19 protein-coding genes and 1 tRNA gene are annotated in these 20,472 nt (G+C 71.0%); 12 read left to right on the forward strand and 8 right to left on the reverse strand.

The genetic code is table 11. From position 1 onward, the window contains the following. Positions 1 to 74: 74 nt before the first annotated feature. The 5 genes from pepN (ACIQH8_RS12210) to ACIQH8_RS12230 all read left to right on the forward strand — a co-directional run bounded on the left by pepN (ACIQH8_RS12210) (position 75) and on the right by ACIQH8_RS12230 (position 8,590). The gene (gene pepN, locus ACIQH8_RS12210) at positions 75 to 2,627 is read left to right on the forward strand and encodes an aminopeptidase N (RefSeq protein ID WP_400998965.1); all 2,553 of its coding nucleotides are present in this window, start codon (positions 75 to 77) and stop codon (positions 2,625 to 2,627) included. After that, the gene (gene pepN, locus ACIQH8_RS12215; RefSeq protein WP_400998968.1) at positions 2,627 to 5,182 is read left to right on the forward strand and encodes an aminopeptidase N; all 2,556 of its coding nucleotides are present in this window, start codon (positions 2,627 to 2,629) and stop codon (positions 5,180 to 5,182) included. The genes pepN (ACIQH8_RS12210) and pepN (ACIQH8_RS12215) overlap by 1 nt, the downstream gene beginning before the upstream one ends. 109 nt (positions 5,183 to 5,291) lie before the next feature. After that, the gene (locus ACIQH8_RS12220; RefSeq protein WP_400998971.1) at positions 5,292 to 6,407 is read left to right on the forward strand and encodes a mechanosensitive ion channel family protein; all 1,116 of its coding nucleotides are present in this window, start codon (positions 5,292 to 5,294) and stop codon (positions 6,405 to 6,407) included. Between the two features lie 14 nt (positions 6,408 to 6,421). After that, positions 6,422 to 6,805, forward strand: coding sequence for a globin (locus tag ACIQH8_RS12225; RefSeq protein ID WP_400999817.1), 384 nt, complete (start codon positions 6,422 to 6,424; stop codon positions 6,803 to 6,805). 99 nt (positions 6,806 to 6,904) lie between these two features. After that, complete coding sequence (locus ACIQH8_RS12230; protein ID WP_400998974.1) at positions 6,905 to 8,590, forward strand: FAD-binding dehydrogenase; 1,686 nt, start codon at positions 6,905 to 6,907, stop codon at positions 8,588 to 8,590. Positions 8,591 to 8,667: 77 nt separating this feature from the next. Here the strand turns inward: ACIQH8_RS12230 and ACIQH8_RS12235 are convergent, their stop codons facing one another. Further along, on the reverse strand, positions 8,668 to 9,348 hold the full coding sequence (locus ACIQH8_RS12235) for a hypothetical protein (RefSeq protein WP_400998976.1): 681 nt from the start codon (positions 9,346 to 9,348) through the stop codon (positions 8,668 to 8,670). A gap of 94 nt (positions 9,349 to 9,442) precedes the next feature. Between ACIQH8_RS12235 and ACIQH8_RS12240 the strand changes: the two genes are divergently transcribed. The 3 genes from ACIQH8_RS12240 to ACIQH8_RS12250 all read left to right on the forward strand — a co-directional run bounded on the left by ACIQH8_RS12240 (position 9,443) and on the right by ACIQH8_RS12250 (position 11,454). Then, the gene (locus ACIQH8_RS12240) at positions 9,443 to 10,324 is read left to right on the forward strand and encodes an acyl-CoA thioesterase (protein WP_400998979.1); all 882 of its coding nucleotides are present in this window, start codon (positions 9,443 to 9,445) and stop codon (positions 10,322 to 10,324) included. A 114-nt stretch (positions 10,325 to 10,438) separates the two neighbouring features. Next, positions 10,439 to 10,900, forward strand: coding sequence for a Rieske (2Fe-2S) protein (locus ACIQH8_RS12245; RefSeq protein ID WP_400998981.1), 462 nt, complete (start codon positions 10,439 to 10,441; stop codon positions 10,898 to 10,900). Beyond that, complete coding sequence (locus ACIQH8_RS12250; protein ID WP_400998983.1) at positions 10,897 to 11,454, forward strand: hypothetical protein; 558 nt, start codon at positions 10,897 to 10,899, stop codon at positions 11,452 to 11,454. Before ACIQH8_RS12245 ends, ACIQH8_RS12250 begins: the two co-directional genes overlap by 4 nt. A 72-nt stretch (positions 11,455 to 11,526) precedes the next feature. Here the strand turns inward: ACIQH8_RS12250 and ACIQH8_RS12255 are convergent, their stop codons facing one another. The 5 genes from ACIQH8_RS12255 to msrA form a co-directional block, all read right to left on the reverse strand. Further along, entirely contained in the window at positions 11,527 to 12,006 is a 480-nt protein-coding gene (locus ACIQH8_RS12255; RefSeq protein ID WP_400998986.1) for an acyl-CoA thioesterase, read from the reverse strand. 1 nt (position 12,007) lies between these two features. Next, the gene (gene ettA, locus ACIQH8_RS12260) at positions 12,008 to 13,690 is read right to left on the reverse strand and encodes an energy-dependent translational throttle protein EttA (RefSeq protein WP_400998989.1); all 1,683 of its coding nucleotides are present in this window, start codon (positions 13,688 to 13,690) and stop codon (positions 12,008 to 12,010) included. 100 nt (positions 13,691 to 13,790) lie between these two features. Further along, the gene (locus ACIQH8_RS12265; protein ID WP_400998992.1) at positions 13,791 to 14,342 is read right to left on the reverse strand and encodes a DUF6993 domain-containing protein; all 552 of its coding nucleotides are present in this window, start codon (positions 14,340 to 14,342) and stop codon (positions 13,791 to 13,793) included. 66 nt (positions 14,343 to 14,408) lie between these two features. Continuing rightward, on the reverse strand, positions 14,409 to 14,987 hold the full coding sequence (ssb, locus tag ACIQH8_RS12270; RefSeq protein ID WP_400998995.1) for a single-stranded DNA-binding protein: 579 nt from the start codon (positions 14,985 to 14,987) through the stop codon (positions 14,409 to 14,411). Positions 14,988 to 15,164: 177 nt separating this feature from the next. Then, entirely contained in the window at positions 15,165 to 15,689 is a 525-nt protein-coding gene (gene msrA, locus ACIQH8_RS12275; RefSeq protein WP_400999819.1) for a peptide-methionine (S)-S-oxide reductase MsrA, read from the reverse strand. 20 nt (positions 15,690 to 15,709) lie between these two features. On the opposite strand from msrA, the gene ACIQH8_RS12280 reads away from it, so the two are divergent. Together ACIQH8_RS12280 and ACIQH8_RS12285 are read left to right on the forward strand one after the other, a co-directional pair. After that, a complete protein-coding gene (locus ACIQH8_RS12280) occupies positions 15,710 to 16,717 on the forward strand; it encodes an aldo/keto reductase (RefSeq protein ID WP_400998998.1) in 1,008 nt (335 codons plus the stop codon). 104 nt (positions 16,718 to 16,821) lie between these two features. After that, positions 16,822 to 17,505, forward strand: coding sequence for a hypothetical protein (locus tag ACIQH8_RS12285; RefSeq protein ID WP_400999000.1), 684 nt, complete (start codon positions 16,822 to 16,824; stop codon positions 17,503 to 17,505). A 45-nt stretch (positions 17,506 to 17,550) separates the two neighbouring features. On the opposite strand, the gene nadE is transcribed toward ACIQH8_RS12285, so the two are convergent. After that, positions 17,551 to 18,375, reverse strand: coding sequence for an ammonia-dependent NAD(+) synthetase (gene nadE / locus ACIQH8_RS12290; RefSeq protein ID WP_400999003.1), 825 nt, complete (start codon positions 18,373 to 18,375; stop codon positions 17,551 to 17,553). A 127-nt stretch (positions 18,376 to 18,502) separates the two neighbouring features. Here nadE and ACIQH8_RS12295 point away from each other — a divergent pair, with 127 nt between their 5' ends. Next, positions 18,503 to 19,684, forward strand: a complete 1,182-nt coding sequence (locus ACIQH8_RS12295) for a cation:proton antiporter (protein ID WP_400999821.1) — start codon at positions 18,503 to 18,505, stop codon at positions 19,682 to 19,684. Here ACIQH8_RS12295 and ACIQH8_RS12300 read toward each other — a convergent pair. Beyond that, positions 19,646 to 19,718 (reverse strand) — tRNA-Arg (locus ACIQH8_RS12300). The two genes, ACIQH8_RS12295 and ACIQH8_RS12300, sit on opposite strands and share 39 nt — an antisense overlap. A 90-nt stretch (positions 19,719 to 19,808) precedes the next feature. Between ACIQH8_RS12300 and orn the strand changes: the two genes are divergently transcribed. Continuing rightward, positions 19,809 to 20,450 carry an oligoribonuclease gene (orn, locus tag ACIQH8_RS12305; RefSeq protein WP_400999006.1) on the forward strand — a complete coding sequence of 214 codons (642 nt, stop codon included), beginning with the start codon at positions 19,809 to 19,811 and terminating at the stop codon, positions 20,448 to 20,450. Positions 20,451 to 20,472: the final 22 nt, after the last annotated feature.

Raw genomic sequence — 20,472 nt, forward strand, 5'->3', positions numbered from 1 at the left:
GCGGCTAGGCTGATCGGGTTGCCCGCGCCACGAACGCCGGGCCACGCATCCGTTCGACGCAGATGGAGACCTGAGTGCCTGGAGAGAACCTCACCCGCATCGAGGCCGAGGAGCGCGCCGCGCTCGTCACGGTGCACGACTACGACGTCCGGCTGGACGTCACCACCGGCCCGGAGGTGTTCCGGTCGGAGACGACCGTGCGCTTCGCCGCCCGGCAGGGTGCGTCGACCTTCATCGACGCGATCACCGCGGCCGTGCACTCGGTCACCCTGAACGGTCGCGAGCTCGACCCGGCCGAGGTGAGCGACGGCGTCCGCATCCGGCTCGACGACCTCGACGACGAGAACGAGCTGACCGTCGTGGCCGACGGGCGCTACATGCACACGGGAGAGGGACTGCACCGGTTCGTCGACCCGGTCGACGACGAGGTGTACCTCTACACGCAGTTCGAGGTGCCGGACTCGCGCCGCATGTACGCCGTGTTCGAGCAGCCCGACCTGAAGGCCGCGTTCCGCTTCACGGTGACCGCGCCCGCGCACTGGCAGGTCGTGTCGAACTCCCCGACGCCCGAGCCCATCGACGCGCACGACGGCGCGAAGACGTGGGCGTTCGAGCCGACGCCGCGCATCTCGAGCTACATCACGGCGCTCATCGCCGGGCCCTACGACGTCGTGCGCGACGAACTGACGAGCGCTGACGGCCGCGTGATCCCGCTCGGCGTGTTCGCCCGCAGGAGCCTGTCGGAGTACCTCGACGCAGAGTACGTGTTCGAGAAGACCAAGCAGGGCTTCGAGTACTTCGAGGCGAAGTTCGGCGTTCCCTACCCGTTCGCCAAGTACGACCAGCTCTTCGTGCCCGAGTACAACGCGGGCGCCATGGAGAACGCGGGCGCGGTCACGTTCACCGAGTTCTACGTGTTCCGTTCGAAGGTGACGGACGCCATCCGCGAGCGCCGCGTGGTGACGATCCTGCACGAGCTCGCCCACATGTGGTTCGGCGACCTCGTGACGATGCGGTGGTGGAACGACCTGTGGCTGAACGAATCGTTCGCGGAGTGGGCGTCGACGATCGCCACGGCCGAGGCGACCGAGTGGGAGAACGCCTGGACGACGTTCAATTCGATGGAGAAGGCCTGGGCGTACCGGCAGGACCAGCTGCCGTCGACGCACCCGATCGTCGCGGAGATCCGAGACCTCGAGGACGTGCTCGTGAACTTCGACGGCATCACGTACGCCAAGGGCGGGTCGGTGCTGAAGCAGCTCGTCGCCTGGGTCGGCGTCGACGAGTTCTTCGCCGGCGTCTCGGCGTACTTCCGGAAGCACGCGTGGGGCAATACGACCCTCGCCGACCTGCTCGCCGAGCTCGAGTCCGCGAGCGGCCGCGACCTGTCGGGCTGGGGCCGGCTCTGGCTCGAGACGGCGGGCGTGAACACGCTGCGCCCCGAGATCGAGACCGACCACGACGGCCGCATCACCTCGTTCGCCGTGCTGCAGTCCGCGATCGAGGAGCACCCGACGATCCGGCCGCACCGCCTCGCGATCGGCTTCTACAACCTCACCGGCGGCAAGCTCGTGCGCGACCACCGCGTCGAACTCGACGTCGACGGCGAGCGCACCGAGGTCGCCGAGCTCGTCGGCCTCGCGCGCCCGGACCTCGTGCTGCTGAACGACGACGACCTCGCCTACGCGAAGATCCGCCTCGACGCGGCCTCGCACGGCGTCGCGCTCGCGAACCTGTCGGAGATCGAGGACCCGCTGGCGCGCGCGCTCGTGTGGAGCTCGGTCTGGGACGCCACGCGCGACGGCGAGACCCGCGCGAGCGACTACCTCGCGCTCGTGCTCGGCAACATCGCGAGCGAGACCGAGTCGACCACGCTCCGCATCGTGCTCGCCAACTCGATCCTCGCGGCGAGCGCGTACACCGACCCGACCCGCCGCGCCGACATGCTCCGGCTCCTCGCCGACGGCTTCTGGGAGCTCGCGAACGAGGCCGAGGCCGGCGGCGACGCCCAGTTCCAGTTCGTGAAGTCCTTCGCGTCGATCGCCGAGCACGGGTCGAACCTCGACGCGCTCGACGAGCTGTACGCCGGGACGATCTCGCTCGACGGCCTCGCGGTCGACACCGACCTCGGCTGGGAGCTGCTCATCGCGCTGGCCGCCGCGGGCCGCGCCGGCGACGCGGAGATCGGCGCGCGCCTCGCCGAGGACGACACGGTGACGGGTCGCGAGGCCGCCGCGAAGGCGCGCGCGGCGATCCCGACCTCCGAGGCGAAGGAACGTGCATGGGCGTCGATCGTCGACTCGGACACGGCGTCGAACTCGGTGGTGCGCGACACCGCCGAGGGGTTCGTCCGCGCGTCGCACCCGGCGCTGCTCGAGGCCTTCATCGGACGCTACTTCGGCATGCTCGAGGGCATCTGGGAGGCACGCAGCTACGCGATCGCCGAGAAGCTGGTCGACGGGCTCTACCCGTCGCCGCTCGCGAGCCGGGCCCTCGCCGACGCGAGCCGCGCCTGGCTCGACGGGCATCCGGACGCTCCGTCCGCGCTGCGCCGACTCGTCGTCGAGAAGCTCGCCGGCGTCGACCGCGCGCTCGCCGCGCAGGCGCGCGACGCGCAGGAGGGGTGATGTCGGCCCGCCCCGATCTGACGCGGTCGGAGGCCGAGGAGCGCTCGTCGCTCCTCGGCTCCGCCGCGTACGAGGTCACGCTCGACCTGACGGACGAGAGCGGCCGGTTCCGCTCCGACACGCTCGTCCGCTTCACCGCGACGCCGGGCGCCTCGACCTTCATCGAGGCCACGACCGCCGAACTCCACGAGGTGGTCCTGAACGGCCGGCCGCTCGACGCGGCATCCGTCTCCGACGGCTACCGGATCCGGCTCGACGGCCTCGAGGCTGAGAACGAGCTGCTCGTCGTCTCGACGCGCAAGTACACCAACACCGGCGAGGGGCTCCACCGGTTCGTCGACCCGGTCGACGGCGAGGCCTACCTCTACACCGAGTTCGCCGTGGCGGAGGCCAATCGCGTCTACGCCGTGTTCGACCAGCCCGACCTCAAGGCGTCGGTGCGCTTCACGATCACCGCGCCCGACCACTGGAGCGTGCTGAGCAACGCTCCCTCGCCCGAGCCGCACCCCGCGGCATCCGGCACCGCGGTCTGGGCCTTCGAGACCGGGCCGGTGATCTCGAGCTACATCGTCGCGATCATCGCCGGACCGTACGCGTCGTGGCACTCGTCCGCGGCGAGTCGCGACGGCCGCGAGGTCCCGCTCGGCGTCTTCACCCGTGCGTCGCTCGCGCAGTACGCGGAGCCCGAGGTCATGTTCGAGCTCGTGCGGGGCGGTCTCGCGTTCTACGAGGACGCCTTCGGTGTGCCCTACCCGTACGGCAAGTACGACCAGGTCTTCGTGCCCGAGTACAACTGGGGCGCGATGGAGAACGTCGGCGCCGTGACGTTCAACGAGGGCTACCTGTTCCGCTCGCGCGTGTCCGACGCGCGGCGCGAGCAGCGCGCGATCGTCGTGCTGCACGAACTCAGCCACATGTGGTTCGGCAACTCGGTCACGATGCGCTGGTGGAACGACCTCTGGCTGAACGAGTCGTTCGCGACCTGGGCGTCGACCCTCGCGACGTCGCGGGTCACCGAGTTCACCGATGTCTGGGCAACCTTCGCGACCGACGAGAAGACGCACGCCGCAGAGCAGGACCAGCTGCCCTCGACCCACCCGATCGTCGCCGAGATCCACGACCTCGGCGACGTCGAGGTGAACTTCGACGCGATCACGTACGACAAGGGCGCATCGGTCCTGAAGCAGCTCGTCGCGTGGGTCGGCCTCGACGCCTTCCAGCGCGGCGTCGGCGCCTACCTCGGCCGGCACGGAGGCGGCAACGCGACCCTGTCGGACCTCCTCGTCGAACTCGAGCGCGCCAGCGGACGCGACCTCGCCGACTGGTCGGCGAAGTGGCTCGAGACCGCCGGCGTCAACACGCTGCGCCTCATCGTCGAGACGGATGCCGCGGGGCTGATCACCGCGGCCCGCGTCGAGCAGACGGCGGCCGCGTCGCACCCGACGCTCCGGCCGCACCGCGTCGCGATCGGCTCGTACGACGACGTCGACGGCCGGCTCGAGCGGATCCACCGCGTCGAACTCGACATCGACGGCGCGTCGACCGACGTGCCCGACCTCGTCGGACGGTCGCGCCCGGCGCTCCTCCTCGTGAACGACGACGACCTGACCTACGCGAAGGTACGGCTCGACGAGCCGTCGTTCGCGGTCGCACGCGACCGACTGTCCGACGTCGTGGACCCGGTGGCACGAGCCGTCATCGTGGGCTCCGCCTGGGACGGCGTGCGCGACGCGGAGGTCCCCGCCTCCGACTTCGTGCGCCTCGTCGTGGCGAACGTCGGGCATGAGACGCAGTCCGCCGCGCGCGGCCTCGCCCTCTCCCGGCTGGAGCTCGCCGCGTCCCGCTACCTCGCCGACCACCACCGGGACGTGCTGGCCGAGGAAGCCGCCGACGCGGTCTGGGCGCTCGCCGAGCTCGCTCCGGAGGGCTCCGACGCGCAGCTGCAGTTCGTGAAGGCGTTCACGCGACTCGCGTGCGTGCCCGCGCATGCCGACGTCCTCGAGGCGCTCGCGTCCGGCGAGACCCGGCTGTCGGGGCTCGACGTCGACCTCGACCTGCGGTGGGAGATCACGATCGCCCGGGCGACGCTCGGCGCGGCATCCGACGGCGAGATCGACGCGGCGCTCGCGGCGGACGACACCGCGAAGGGCCGTCAGCTCGCCGAGACCGCGCGTGCCGCGCGACCCGACCAGGCACTGAAGGATGCCGCGTGGCGACGCGTCGCGACCGACACGTCGCTGTCGAACGACCTCGCCCGCGCGATCGCCGACGGCTGGCAGCGAACGACGGATCCGGCGCTGCTCGCCGGTACCGCCGACGACTACCTCGAGATGCTCGACCGGGTGTGGGCGGAGCGGAGCTACACGATGGCCTCGCTGATCGTGCGGCGGCTCTTCCCTGCGCCCGTCGTCGACCCCGGGCTCGCGCGCCGCGTGCGCAGCTGGCTCGACGCCCACGCGGAGCCGGCGCCGCTGCACCGACTCGTCGCCGAGCAGCTGAGCGAGCTCGAACGGGCGCTGGCCGCGCGCCATCGCGACGCGGCGGCCGCCGGCTGAGGCTGCCCGCACGCGGCCCGCCGGTCCGCCCGCTTCGGGCCGCGGCGGGCCGCGTGTCGTCGGTGCATCCAGCTTCCGCACCGCTCGGCCTCAGTAGAATTCGGGGATCATGCGCCCGTTCGAAGAGACCGACACCGAGCAGGTCGACATCTGGGTCCAGGTCGACGGGTTCTGGCAGACCTGGTACGGCCAGGTGCTGTCGAACGTGATCACGATCGCCGTGATCGTCGCGGTCGCGCTGCTCGTGCGCTGGATCCTGCACATCGCGATCCGCCGCACCGTCAACCAGATCGTCACGGGCGTCAAGCGCAAGCAGGACGTCACCGACACCCAGGCACTGAACGCCGCATCTCCCCTTCAGGCGGTGCGCGTCGTCCAGCGGACGCGCACGCTCGGATCCGTGCTCACGAACATCGTGAACGTCACGATCGCCGTCATCGTGGTGCTCCTCGTCGTCCAGGTCCTCGCCCCCGACATCCTGGGCTCGTTCACGCTGCTCTCGGCAGCGATCGGCGCCGGCCTCGGCTTCGGCGCGCAGAACATCGTGAAAGATGCCCTGAACGGCATGTTCATGGTGGTCGAGGACCAGCTCGGCGTCGGCGACATCGTCGACCTCGGGCACGCGACCGGGATCGTCGAGGAGGTGCGCATCCGCGTGACGTCCGTGCGCGACGTCAACGGCACCCTGTGGTTCGTCCGCAACGGCGAGATCACGCGCGTCGGCAACATGTCGCAGGGGTGGGCCCGCGTCATCATCGACCTCGCGGTGCCCTACACCGCCGACGTCGACGAGGTCGAGGCGGCCATGCTCGCCACCGCGAACGAGATGGCCCGCTCGGGCAAGTGGCGTTCGCGCGTGCTCGAGAAGCCGGAGATCTGGGGACTCGAGTCGGTCTCGTCCGACGCGATGGTCATCCGGATCGTGATGAAGGTGCGGACCTCGGCGAAGGACGACGTCGCCCGTGAACTCCGGATGCGACTCAAGCGCACGCTCGACGCGATGGATCTGACCCTGCCGAGCCTCTCGAGCGTCGTGCTCACCGGCTTCGACGGCGTCACGCGCGTGAAGGGCGCGAAGCCCCCGAAGACCGAACCGAGTCCCGTCGTGGAGCGGAAGGCGCCGAGCAAGCGCCTCCTCCGCGCGATGCGCGCCGCGAACACCGTCACCGGCACGGGGAGCGTTCCGACCACGACCGACGACACGAGCCCGAAGGACACGCCGTGAGCCTGCCCGACAACCTGCCCTCGCCGAGCTTCTACGACCAGGTCGGCGGCCACGAGACCTTCTCGCGACTCGTGCACGAGTTCTACCGCGGCGTCGCCGGCGACCCGGTGCTGAAGCCGATGTACCCGGAGTTGGATCTCGGCCCCGCCGAGGAGCGCCTGCTGATGTTCCTCGAGCAGTACTGGGGCGGACCGACCACCTACGGCGAGCAGCGCGGCCACCCTCGGCTCCGGCTCCGGCACCAGCCGTTCAAGGTGAATCCCGAGGCGCGCGATCGATGGCTGGCCCACATGCGTGCGGCCGTCGACACGCTCGACCTTCCGCCCGTCGCGGAGGCGACGCTGTGGGACTATCTCCAGCGTGCGGCGTTCGCGATGGTGAACACCTTCGAGGAGTAGCCCGAGCGCAGTGCGCCGCCTGCATCGCCCGACGCCCGCCCCGAGGCATCCGCGCCCCTGAACCGGATGCCGCCCCCGCCCGAGACGAAGGAGTCCCACGTGGCCGACCCGACCACTCCCCCCGCGGCATCGCCCGCGCGCACCGAGTTCGACGCGATCATCGTCGGCGGGGGCCTCTCCGGCCTCGTCGCGGCGTCCGAGCTCGTCGACGCAGGCAAGCGCGTCGCGATCCTCGACCAGGAGCCCGAGGCGAGCCTCGGCGGGCAGGCGTGGTGGTCGTTCGGCGGACTCTTCCTCGTCGACTCGCCCGAACAGCGACGCCTCGGCGTCCGCGACTCGCTCGACCTCGCGCGCCAGGACTGGCTGGGCACGGCCGGCTTCGATCGCGACGAGGACGAGTGGGGTCGGCGGTGGGCCGAGGCGTACCTCGAATTCGCGGCCGGCGAGAAGCGGTCGTGGCTCCGTGAGAAGGGCCTGAGGTTCTTCCCGGTCGTCGGCTGGGCCGAGCGGGGCGCGGGGATGGCGGTCGGGCACGGGAACTCGGTGCCGCGGTTCCACATCACCTGGGGCACCGGACCCGGCGTCCTCGAGCCGTTCATCGCGCGCGTGCGCGCGGGTGAGGCGGCCGGGCTCGTCTCGCTGCGATTCCGCCACCGGGTGGACGAGCTCGTCGTGGAGGACGGCGCGGTCGTGGGTGTACGGGGCGCACGCCTCGCGCCCGACGACGTCGAGCGCGGCGTCGGCTCGAATCGCGACGTCGTCGGCGAATTCCAGCTCCGCGCGCCCGCGGTCGTGGTCGCGTCGGGCGGGATCGGCGGCAACCACGACCTGGTGCGTGCGGCGTGGCCCGAGCGGCTCGGCGAGCCACCGGCCGAGATGCTCTCCGGTGTCCCCGCCCACGTCGACGGACGCATGCTCGGCATCGCCGAGGCATCCGGTGCGCGCCTCGTCAACGGCGACCGGATGTGGCACTACACCGAGGGCATCACGAACTGGGATCCGGTGTGGGCCCGACACGGGATCCGCATCCTCCCCGGGCCGTCATCGATGTGGTTCGACGCCACCGGGGCGCGACTGCCGGCACCGCTCTTCCCCGGCTTCGACACGCTCGGCACGCTCGAGCACCTCGCGCGCACCGGTCACGACCACTCCTGGTTCGTGCTCACCCAGAGGATCATCGAGAAGGAGTTCGCGCTCTCCGGCAGCGAGCAGAACCCCGACCTGACCAACAAGGACCTGCGGCTGCTCGCCGACCGGCTCGGCTCCGGCGCGCCGGGCCCGGTCGAGGCGTTCAAGCAGCACGGCGCCGACTTCGTCGTCGCGGACACGCTGCCCGAACTGCTCGACGGCATGCGCCGGCTCTCCCCGGGCGAGCTTCTCGACACCGATCGCATCGAGCGCGAGATCGTCGCGCGCGACCGCGAGGTCGAGCACGAGTTCTCCAAGGATCTCCAACTCACCGCGGTGCGAGGAGCCCGGAACTACCGGGGCGACAAGCTCATCCGCGTGGCACCGCCGCACCGCATCCTCGATCCGAAGGCGGGCCCGCTGATCGCGGTGAAGCTGCACATCCTCACGCGCAAGAGCCTCGGCGGCATCCAGACCGACCTCGACTCGAGGGCGCTCGGCGCCGACGGCCGCCCGGTTCCCGGCCTCTACGCGGTCGGCGAGGCGGCGGGCTTCGGCGGCGGCGGCGTACACGGCTACCGGGCGCTCGAGGGCACCTTCCTCGGTGGGTGCCTCTTCACCGGTCGCGCCGCGGGCCGCGCGATCGCGGCCGGCTGAGGTCACCCGGCGTCCGTTCGCGTCGGCCGCGTCGGATTCGGCGTCGGCGTCGGACGCGGCGCCGTCGGACCCCGCGGCTACGCCTTCAGCGTCCAGGCCTTGCGTCGCACGAGCACGTGCCCCCGTCGGGAGCTCAGGCGCGTCCACGGTCCGGTCTCGAAGAGCGATGTCGAGTCGTCGCCGAGGAAGCCGAGGCTGAATGCCGCGAACGCCGCACCGGCCGGCACGTACTCGAGACCCTCGATGCCGCGCCCCCAGACCTCGGAACGCACGCGCTGTACGAGCTGTTCGCCGGTGCCGTCGGGGATGGCGGCCGCGACCTCGTCGATCCCTCCGCGGGCGGCGCGCTCGAGCGTCGCGGCATCCGTCTCGCCGAGCGGTCGCCATCCACCCCGCGGCGGCGAGATGCCCGCCCAGGTCACCGTATTGACCTCCGGGGGTCTCGTCATGGTGACCGGGCGCGACTCGTCGTCCTCGCCGATCTCGCCGCGCGCACGGACGATGCGGTCGACGACGGAGCGCATCGGCACGACGACGTCGAAGTCGTCCGTCTCGAACAGCTCGAAGGTCCGGAGCCCGAGCACGGTCGGGCTCTCGTCGAGGATGCCGCGCGGGTACAGGATGGCGGTGTACACGGCCAGTATCCCGTTCGCTGCGACGAGGCGCACCGAGCCGTCCTCGACGCGCGACGCGCGCTGCAGGTAGGTGTGCAGATCGCCGAGCGACAGGCTGTCGGCAAGCGTGAATTGCTGGACCATGGCCTGTCTAGACTACCGAGAGAGCGCCGCGGCACCGCCCGTCGCCCACCCGCCGATCGGCCGCACGACGGCCGACCGACCAGACGGAGGAACGATGAGCGGTTCGATCGAGGGCCTGCTGAGCACGCTGCGCCTCACCGACACCGGCGCCCGCACCGACGAGGACATCTTCACCGGCCCATCGCAGTGGATGCCGCTCGGCCGAGTCTTCGGCGGTCAGGTGCTCGCCCAGTCGATCATCGCGGCGACGCACACGGTGCCCGACGAGCGGCCGATCCACTCGATGCACGGCTACTTCCTCCGACCGGGCGACGTGCAGCACCCGATCACGTTCTCGGTCGACCGCATCCACGACGGCCGGTCGTTCTCGACCCGACGGACGCAGGCGTTCCAGCACGGCCTGCCGATCCTCTCGCTCATCGCCTCGTTCCAGACTCGCGACGAGGGGTTCGAACACCAGATCGGAATGCCGGACGACCTCCCCGACCCGGAGTCGCTGCCGTCGACCGCAGATGTGCTCGGCCACCTCGAGCACGACGTGGCCAAGTACTGGTCGAGCGAGCGCGCGTTCGACGTCCGACACATCCCATCGCCGGTCTACCTCACCGTCGAGGGCGAGCGGGTGCCGCATCAGGTCGTCTGGATGAAGGCCTACGGCCGACTTCCCGACGACCTGCGCCAACACCGCGCCGCGCTCGCGTACGCGAGCGACTACTCGATCCTCGAGCCCGTGCTGCGCGCGCACGGCGTCGCCTGGGCGACCCCCGGCCTGAAGGTCGCGAGCCTCGACCACGCGATGTGGTGGCACCGCGACGCACGCGTGGACGAGTGGCTGCTGTTCACGATGGACTCGCCGTCGGCCGCCGGTGGCCGGGGCCTCTCGCTCGGCCGCATCTACACACGCGACGGCCTGCTCGTCGCGAGCGTGGCACAGGAGGGCATGGTGCGCGTGCCCGATCCGGCCGCGCTCGGCTGACCTGCGTCCGCCGCGCGACCTGAGGGATCACGGCGAATGCGCCATCCGCCGCGCGATGTGCCGCAGAATGGCACCACTGCCGCGCCCCCGCGGCCCGAAGAGGGAGGCACCACCATGGACGATGCCCGCGAACTCTCGCGCCGGACGGCGCTCGCGCTCGGCGGGACCGGTGCGCTCGGCGGCGCGCTGATCCTCGCCGGCTGCGCGCCCTCGGACTCCGACGGCGCCGGTGGTTCCGGCACAGGAACCGACGCCGGCGGCGACGGCACGCCGACGGCTGCCGCCGGCGAGGATGTCGCGGCGCTCGCCGACATCCCGGTCGGCGGCAGCATCAGCGCCACGATCGGCGGCGAGCCGGTGCTGCTGTCGCAGCCGACCGCCGGCGAGGTCGTGGCATTCAGCGCGATCTGCACGCACCAGCGCTGCACGGTCGCGCCCGAGGGGGCGGCGCTCATCTGCCCGTGCCACGGCTCGACCTTCGACTTCGCGACCGGCAAGGTCGAGCAGGGGCCCGCGCTCGAGCCGCTTCCGTCGGTGCCGGTCAGCGTCGACGGGGATCGCGTGATCGCCGGATGAGCGAGCTCTTCGACTTCCAGGTCGCCGGCCTGCCGATGCACGTGCTGCTCGTGCACGTCGTCGTGGTCGGAGTCCCGCTGCTCTCGGCTCTCCTCGTCGTGCTCGCCGCCTGGCCGGCGGCACGGCGCGTGCTCTGGATCCCGACGCTCGTCGGCGCCGTCGTGCTGCTCGGGCTGACGTGGCTCACCGTGGAGGCCGGCGAGTGGCTCGTCGAGCGGGTCCCCGAGACGCCGCTCATCGAGGAGCACGCGGACCAGGGCGAGGACATCCTGCCGTGGGTCGTCGCGCTCGCAGTGGTCGCCGCCCTCATCGGTGCGCTCGCGCTCGTCGAACGCGCCTCGACTCGTCGGGTGACCGATGCGGAGGTCGCCGCCGCGCGCGGCGTGTCCACGCCCGCGCGACGGAGTCCCGCGCGCGTCGCGATCGCGGTCCTCCTGCTCGTCGCGACCGTCGGCGTCGGCATCGGTGCGGTCTGGACCACGGTGCGGATCGGCGAGGCGGGAAGCCGCGCGGTGTGGGAGGGGTCCTTCAGCGACGAGCCGCTCGAGGAGTGAGCGAGCGGATGCCGCGGGCACGGCGCCGCACCGCGCTGCGCCTGGCCCGACCGCGTCGGGTCCGGCTGCTCATCAGCGTCGCCGGAACGCGATCGGGTCGCCGAGGTACGGCTCCCAGGCGACCCGCTCGGCGTCGGTGATGCGCCGGGGCTTCTCGGTCCCGGCGTCGACGAGGACGATCGTCGTGGCGGCGCGCGTGTACAGCGTGCGCGGTACGGCGCCGTCGGGCGAGTACACCTCGTAGCAGACCTCGAGGCTCGCCCCGCCCATCCGGCCGATCCACAGCTCGATGTCGAGCGGCAGCCGCTGGTACGGGATCGGCGCGAGGTACTCCACCTCCTGTCGCGCGATGAGCGAGAGCGTCGCCGAACCCGGCGATGCGTCGATCACCGCGGTCGAGGCGCCGACCGCATGCTCGGCCGTTCCGTCGTCGTTCACCCAGAACGCCTGGATGCGAGCCTCCTCGAGCAGGCTCAGCATCCGGGCGTTGTTCACGTGACCGTACGCGTCGAGGTCGCTCCAGCGGAGCGGCGTCGGCACGTGCAGGCGCATCTCAGTCCCTCGTGAGCTTGCGGTACGTCGAGCGATGCGGCTTCGCGGCCTCGGGGCCGAGGCGCTCGACCTTGTTGGCCTCGTAGGCCTCGAAGTTGCCCTCGAACCAGTACCAGTCGGCCGGGCTCTCGTCGGTGCCCTCGTAGGCGAGGATGTGCGTCGCGATGCGGTCGAGGAACCACCGGTCGTGGGTGATGACCACGGCGCAGCCGGGGAACTCGAGCAGCGCGTTCTCGAGGCTCGAGAGCGTCTCGACGTCGAGGTCGTTGGTCGGCTCGTCGAGGAGCAGGAGGTTTCCGCCCTGCTTGAGCGTGAGCGCGAGGTTCAGTCGGTTGCGCTCGCCGCCCGAGAGGACACCCGCCCGCTTCTGCTGGTCGGGCCCCTTGAAGCCGAAGGTGGATACGTACGCGCGGCTCGGCACCTCGGTCTTGCCGACCTGGATGTAGTCGAGCCCGTCGGAGACGACCTCCCACAGCGTCTTGTTCGGGTCGATGCCGGTGCGCGACTGGTCGACGTACGAGATCTTCACGGTCTCGCCGATCTTCAGGTTTCCGCCGTCGAGCGGCTCGAACCCGACGATGGTCTTGAAGAGCGTCGTCTTGCCGACGCCGTTCGGGCCGATGATGCCGACGATGCCGTTGCGCGGCAGCGTGAAGCTCAAGCCGTCGATGAGCATCCGGTCGCCGAAGCCCTTCTCGAGCTTCTTGGCCTCGAGCACGACGTCGCCGAGTCGCGGACCGGCGGGGATCTGGATCTCCTCGAAGTCGAGCTTCCGCGTGCGCTCGGCCTCCGCCGCCATCTCCTCGTACCGAGCAAGGCGCGCCTTCGACTTCGCCTGGCGCCCCTTGGCGTTCGAGCGCACCCACTCGAGTTCGTCCTTCAGCCGCTTCTGGAGCTTCTGATCCTTCTTGCCCTGCACCTGGAGGCGTTCGGCCTTCTTCTCGAGGTAGGTCGAGTAGTTGCCCTCATAGGGGTACAGCCGGCCACGGTCGACCTCGCAGATCCACTCCGCGACGTGGTCGAGGAAGTACCGGTCGTGCGTGACCGCCAGCACCGCGCCGGGGTACTTGGCGAGATGCTGCTCGAGCCAGAGCACGCTCTCGGCGTCGAGGTGGTTGGTGGGCTCGTCGAGGAGCAGCAGGTCGGGCTTCTGAAGCAGGAGCTTGCAGAGCGCGACGCGGCGCTTCTCACCGCCCGAGAGCACCGACACGGGCGTGTCGCTCGGCGGGCACCGCAGTGCGTCCATGGCCTGCTCGAGCTGGGAGTCGAGATCCCATGCGTCGGCCGCGTCGATCTCCTCCTGGAGGGTGCCCATCTCGGCGAGCAGGGTGTCGAAGTCGGCATCGGGGTCGGCCATGGCGGCGGAGATCTCATTGAACCGGTCGATCTTCGCCTTGATCGGACCCACGCCCTCCTGGACGTTCTCGAGGACCGTCTTCGTCTCGTCGAGCTCGGGTTCCTGCATGAGGATGCCCACCGAGTAACCCGGCGTGAGCCGCGCCTCGCCGTTCGACGGCTGGTCGAGGCCGGCCATGATCTTCAGGATCGTGGACTTGCCGGCGCCGTTCGGGCCGACGACGCCGATCTTGGCCCCGGGAAGGAACGCCATCGTGACGTCGTCCAGGATCACCTTGTCGCCGACCGCCTTGCGGGCGCGGACCATCGAGTAAATGTAGTCAGCCACTGGGTTCCTCACGAGTGGAGTGCACGGTTCAGCCCACCAGCCTAGCGGCCCGCGCCCGAGCGTTCAGGTCTCCGACTCCGCCGCGGGCCGGCGCCGCCGGTCATCCGCCGACGGCGACCGCGGCCCCGACCAGGCATCCGCCCGTTCCGAGGACACCGGCCTCCGTGCTGCGGTAGCCGTCGGAGCCCGCGCCGTACTGCCCGATCAGGCACCGGTCGTCGATGCGGACCGCGAACTGGATCGAGTCCGCTCGCTCGCCGAGGGTCGTGGTGTCGGAGGTGACCTCGATCGATGCGGGATCGAAACCCGCCTCGACGAGCGAATCGACGAACGCAGTCGCCGTCGGGGATGCGACACCGGCGATCACCGCGCGGTTCGACGCATCGAAGCGCGCGAGGGCCTCGGCGTCGGACGGCGGCCGCGCCTCGCCCTCGCTCGACGGCGGGGTGGACGGGGCGGCCGACGGCGTCGAAGACGGAATGCCCGACGGCGACGACGGCTGCGCATCATCGGTGCCGCGTCCGTCGAACATGCTGCATCCCGCCAGACCGACGACGACGACGCTCGTGAGCACGACCGCCGCGGCCCGGCTCCTCGGCGCCGACCCCCGCGCGCGCCGCACGGCGACGCTCCGACCCCGCTCGATCTCCACGGTGGCCGAGTCTACGGCGCGGCTGCGGTGGGGACCGTGCGGGCGGGCGGGAACGGCGGCGGTCGGTCAGCGGGCGATCGACGACTCGAGCGCGAGTTCCTCCGCTTCGTCGTCGTGATCGAGCAGGTCGCCGGCGATGTCGTCGGCGTCGCCTTCGCCGTCGGCGACCGGGAGCGCCCAGTCGGAACCGGCGGCCCAGGCGGAGGTCTCGGCGGGGTCGTCGGTCGCCGTCGCGTCCTGCGCCTCCGGCTCCGACTCCGACTCGCCGGCCGACTCGACGAGTCGCGAGCCGGACGTCTTCGAGTAGACCGCGACGCCCCACGACAGATCGTGGCCGATGGCGTCGGCATCGATCTCGATCGCCGTGCCCGAGCGCTCGGCGGTCTCCCACGCCCGGATCCGGAGTCGCCCGTGGACGACGACGCGCTCGCCCTTCCGCAGCGAGCGCGCGGTGTTGAGCGCCAGCTGGCGGAACGACGAGACCGTGTACCAGTTGGTCTCGCCGTCCTTCCAGGCGCCGGTGGCGCGGTCGAAGATGCGGCGCGTGGACGCCAGGCGGAAGTTGGTGATCGGCAGGCCGGTCGCGGTGACGTTGTGGCGCGGATCGCTGCCGATGACGCCGGTGACGGTCACGAGGTCGGACATGGGTGCTCCTCAGGGGTCGACGCCGCCGCGGATCGGCGGCTCGCGGCATCCGGGGCCCTCGTGCCGGAACGACCCCGGATGCCGCTTCCCACAGCGTCGCGGTGCACCCGAGACATCCGACGGCCCCCGACGCGACCCGTGGAATCGAGTGGGATCGCGGCGGCTGGTGAGGAGAGGTCAGGCGACGATGTAGTCCGCATACGAACGGCGGATCTTGTTCACCTTCGGCAGCGCGACCGCGAGGCAGTAGCCCTGGCCCGGGTTCTTCGCGAAGAAGTCCTGGTGGTACTCCTCCGCAGCGAAGAACTCGCCCAGCGGCTCGATCGTGGTGACGACCTCACCCGGCCACCAGTCCGCCGCCCGCGTCCGCGCCGCCTCGAACAGGTCGCGCTGCGACTCGCCGTCGAAGAACATCGCCGAACGGTACTGGGTGCCCACGTCGGCACCCTGCCGGTTCAGCTGCGTCGGGTCGTGCAACGTGAAGAAGACGTCGAGCACGACCTCGCGCGGCAGCACGTCGGGGTCGAAGTCGACGCGCACGACCTCGGCGTGCCCGGTCGCGCCGGTGCACACGAGTTCGTAGGACGGGTTCGGGGTCGTGCCGCCCGTGTAGCCCGACACGACCTCGTGCACGCCGCGCAGGGTCCGGTACACCGCATCCAGGCACCAGAAGCAGCCACCGGCCAGAACGAAGCTCTCCATCACGGCCCTAGGCTACCGGCATGACCTTCGTCGCCTCCCCCGACCGTTACGACCAGATGACCTACAACCGGATCGGGCGGAGCGGCCTGAAGCTGCCGGCCCTGTCGCTCGGCCTCTGGCACAACTTCGGGCACGACCGTCCGCTCGACACGCAGCGCGCGATCGTCCGCCGTGCGTTCGACCTCGGCATCACCCACTTCGACCTCGCGAACAACTACGGCCCTCCTCCCGGCAGCGCAGAGGAGAACTTCGGCCGGCTGCTCGCCACCGACCTGAAGCCGTATCGCGACGAGCTCATCGTGTCGTCGAAGGCGGGCTACCTGATGTGGGACGGCCCGTACGGCGAGTGGGGCTCGCGCAAGTACCTGCTGGCCTCGCTCGACCAGAGCCTCGGACGGCTCGGGCTCGACTACGTCGACGTGTTCTACTCGCACCGCCCCGACCCCGAGACGCCGATCGAGGAGACCATGGGCGCGCTCGCGCACGCGGTGCGCCAGGGCAAGGCCCTGTATGCCGGGATCTCGAACTACTCGCCCGAGCAGACGATCGCCGCCGCCGAGGCGCTCGCCGCAGAGGGCGTGCCCCTCACGATCCACCAGCCCCGCTACTCGATGTTCGACCGCCACATCGAGGACGGCCTCTTCCCGGCGCTCGACGAGGTGGGGGCGTCCGCCATCGTCTTCTCGCCGCTCGCGCAGGGCCTGCTCACCGATCGCTACCTCTCGGGCGACGTGCCCGCGGGTTCGCGTGCGGCGACGAGCCACTTCCTGCCCGCCGAACGCATCAGCGAGGAGTACCTCGAGCGCGCGCGGGCCCTGAACGCCATCGCCGGGGGCCGTGGCCAGTCGCTCGCCCAGCTCGCGCTGTCGTGGGTGCTCCGCGTTCCGCAGGTGGCCAGCGCGCTGATCGGCGCGTCCAGCGTCGCACAGCTCGAGCAGAACGTCGCCGCGCTCGACGCGGCGCCGCTCACCGACGCGGAGATCGCCGCGATCGAACCGTACGCCGCCGACGGCACCGCCCTCGGTTGAGCCGAGCGGATGCCGGGACCCGGCGCGCGTCGCAACCCCGACGGTCGCGAGGCACGCCGGGCAGGCTGCATCCCGCCGAAGCCGCGCAGCGCTAGCCTGCGCTCATGCAGTGGTGGAATGACGTCGTCGCCTGGCTCCTCTCGGACGAGAACCGTCCCGTGCTGTTCACGGCCGGCGTCGTGTTCGTCTCGGTCCTCGTCTCGGGGCTGCTCTCGGCGTGGATCGCACGGTCCGCCGTGCGCGGCCTGATCCGGCAGCGCGACCGGGAACTGCGCCGCGCGGCCATCGCGACGCTCATCGACGCCGCCACCGAGGCCTCCGTGTGGAACTCGCTGACGCCGCAGGAGCAGGTCCTCGCCGATCGTGCGGTCGGACAGGCCGACATCCAGGTCCGCCTCCTGCCGCTGCGCGGCGCCGACGTCGCCGCCGACTGGGCGGCTCACCAGCTGCACGAGCTCAAGCGAGCCTCGGCCACGTTCGGCTACCAGCTCGATCCCGCGGTGGCCGAGTTCCGCGAGCGCATGCTCGAGTGGCAGCGGCATCCGTCGCGGACCCGGCGCGACTTCCGCAACGACCTCGAGCGGTGGCGCCTGCAGGGCGACGAGCCGGTGCAGGAGCTCGCCGCCGAACAGGACACCTGGGTCGCCGAGCAGCACCACGAGCGCTACGCGCAGGCTCCGCTCGTCGAGGACGCGGCGACGCAGCCGGTCGCGACGCCGGCCGCAGCGGAGGCCGACGAGCTCGCCGACGCCGACACCGACCGCCGCACGGTCGCCCGGCGCGACTGATCCGACCCACCGCTCATCGGGCGGGGCTCGATCGGTGGCGACGCGTCAGCCGCGCCACCACGCGTCGAACATCGTGACGGGCTCGGCGCGCTTGTGCCGTGTCTGCAGGAACCGGGCCTCGATCTGCTCGGCGACCAGGTCGTCGATGTCGCGGCCCTCGAGGAAGTCGTCGATGTCGCGGTACGTCAACCCGAGGTTCGCCTCGTCGGCCTGGCCGGGGTCGTGGTCGAGCAGGTCGGCGGTCGGGGTCTTCAGGTAGAGCCGGTCGGGCGCACCGAGGTGCTCGAGGAGCGACCGACCCTGGCGCTTGGTGAGCCCGGACAGGGGCAGCAGATCGGCACCGCCGTCGCCGAACTTGGTGAAGAAGCCCGTGACGGCCTCGGCCGCGTGGTCGGTGCCGACGACGAGCAGCCCGCCCTCGCCGGCCAACGCGTACTGGGCCACCATCCGCATTCGAGCCTTGACGTTGCCCTTGCCGAAGTCGCTGACGGGACCGCCGACGGCGGCCTCGAACTCGGCCGCGAGCCCGTCGACGCCGCCCCTGATGTTGAACTCGATCGTCTCGGACGGCCGGATGAACTCGAGCGCGAGGTCGGCGTCGGCCGCGTCGCGCTGCACGCCGTACGGCAGCCGGACGGCGATGAACCGCGCCGTGCGCCCCTCCGCGGCGAGTTCGTCCACGGCGAGCTGGCAGAGCCGCCCGGCGAGGGAGGAGTCCTGCCCGCCGCTGATGCCGAGCACGAGACCGTTCGCGCCGGACGCCGTGAGGTAGGCCTTGAGGAAGTCCACGCGCCGGCGGACCTGGTCGGCCGGGTCGATGGAGGACTCGACGTGCAGTTCTTCGATGATCCGTGCCTGGAGGTCGCGCATGCCATGACGATACGACACGCGTGTGACGGGCGGATGTCGCGTAAGGCGTTCCCCGGACCCGGGCGTGCCGTCGGATAGCATTCCCACGACGAAGGGGGGCCGCGTGCAGGTCGACGTACCCACACTGGTGCTCATCCCGGCCATCGCCGCCCTCGCCCCGCTCGCAGTCAGGGCCTTCGGCCGCTGGATCGCGATCCCCGTCGTCATCTTCGAGATCGTGCTGGGCATCGTCCTCGGCCCGTCGGCGCTCGGCTGGGTGCAGCCCGACCCATTCATCGAACTGCTCTCCGACTTCGGACTCGCCATGCTGTTCTTCCTCGCCGGACAGGAGATCGACTTCGAGGCGATCCGTGGGCGCCCGCTCGTGCGGGCGAGCCTCGGTTGGGCGATCTCGATCGTCCTCGGCCTCGCAGCCGGCTGGTTCGTGGATCCCGACGCCGGAGCCGTGTTCATCGGCATCGCGCTGACCTCGACCGCGCTCGGCGCCCTCCTGCCGATCCTCAGGGACGCCGGAATGCTGCGGACGCCGTTCGGCGTCTCCGTGCTCGCCATCGGCGCCGCGGGAGAGTTCCTGCCGCTCATCGCCATCTCGCTGTTCCTGTCCGGTCGGGCGCCCTTGCACGCGGCGATCGTGCTCGTCGCCTTCGCGGCGATCACCGGGGTGGCGATCTGGCGCGCGTCGAGGGGCGACGGGCGCCGGCTGCACGCGGCGATCACCGCGACGCTGCACACGAGCGGCCAGTTCGCCATCCGGCTCGTCATCCTCGTCATGCTCGCGCTGGTCGGACTGTCGATCGTGCTCGACCTCGACATGCTGCTCGGCGCATTCGCCGCCGGAGTGATCACCCGGCTCCTGCTCGAGGGAGCGCCCGAACAGGATCGCCGCACCATCGAGGTCAAGCTCGACGGAATCGGGTTCGGCGTCTTCGTGCCGATCTTCTTCATCTACACCGGGATCACCTTCGATCTCGAGGCCCTCGTCGAAGACGCCCGGACGCTGCTACTGCTCCCCCTCTTCACCGCACTGCTGCTCGTCATCCGCGGTGTGCCGTCGGCCCTGCTGACCCCGCCCGGATCGAGCGCGCGCGATCGGATCTCGACCGGGCTGTTCGGGGCGACGGGCCTGCCGATCATCGTCGCGGTGACCACGATCGGCGTCGAGGCCGGCGACATGGACTCGGGCACGGCGTCGGCGCTCGTCGGCGCGGGCCTGCTCTCGCTGCTGCTCTTCCCGCTCGTCGCGATCGCGATCGCCCGGAGCGGGTCTCGGCGCCCTCGGCAGGAATCGAACCTGCGACCAAGAGATTAGAAGGCTCCTGCTCTATCCGCTGAGCTACGAGGGCCGATCGCCACCACGATACCGCAGGGGCCCGGGCGCCCCTCGAGCGCGCGCGACTCGCAGCCGTGTCGGCCCGCGCGGCTAGACTCACCGCATGGCATCCTCGAGCGACCGACTGGTCTGGATCGACTGCGAGATGACGGGGCTCGACCTCGAGGTCGACGAACTGGTCGAGATCGCAGTCGTGATCACCGACTACGACCTCGAGCCGGTCGACGAGGGCCTCGACATCGTCATCAAGCCCGACGCGAGCGCGCTCGAGTCGATGGGCGACTTCGTTCGGGCCATGCACACGCAGTCCGGCCTCATCGAGGAGATTCCGAACGGCGTGTCCGTGGCCGATGCCGAATACCAGGTGCTCGAGTACGTGCTGAAGCACGTGCCCGACGAGCAGCGCGCCCCCCTCGCAGGCAACTCGATCGGCACCGATCGTGCGTTCATCAGCCGCTTCATGCCGCGCCTCGACGCGCACCTCCACTACCGCAACGTCGACGTCTCCTCCATCAAGGAACTCGCGAAGCGCTGGTTCCCGCGCGCCTACTTCAACGCGCCGGCGAAGGACGGCGGGCACCGGGCGCTCGCCGACATCCTCGAGTCCATCCGCGAACTGCAGTACTACCGCCGGGCGGTCTTCGTCGCCGATCCCGGACCGACCAGCCAGGAACTCCAGGCCATCGCGGCCGACGTGGTCGGCGAAGGCACCGCGGTGTCATCGGGTACCTCGAACGTGGTGTAATCTCGTAGGGTTGCCGCTCGTG

Origin of the sequence: Agromyces sp. GXQ0307, from assembly GCF_044769845.1 — a bacterium.
Classification (GTDB): Bacteria; Actinomycetota; Actinomycetes; order Actinomycetales; family Microbacteriaceae; genus Agromyces.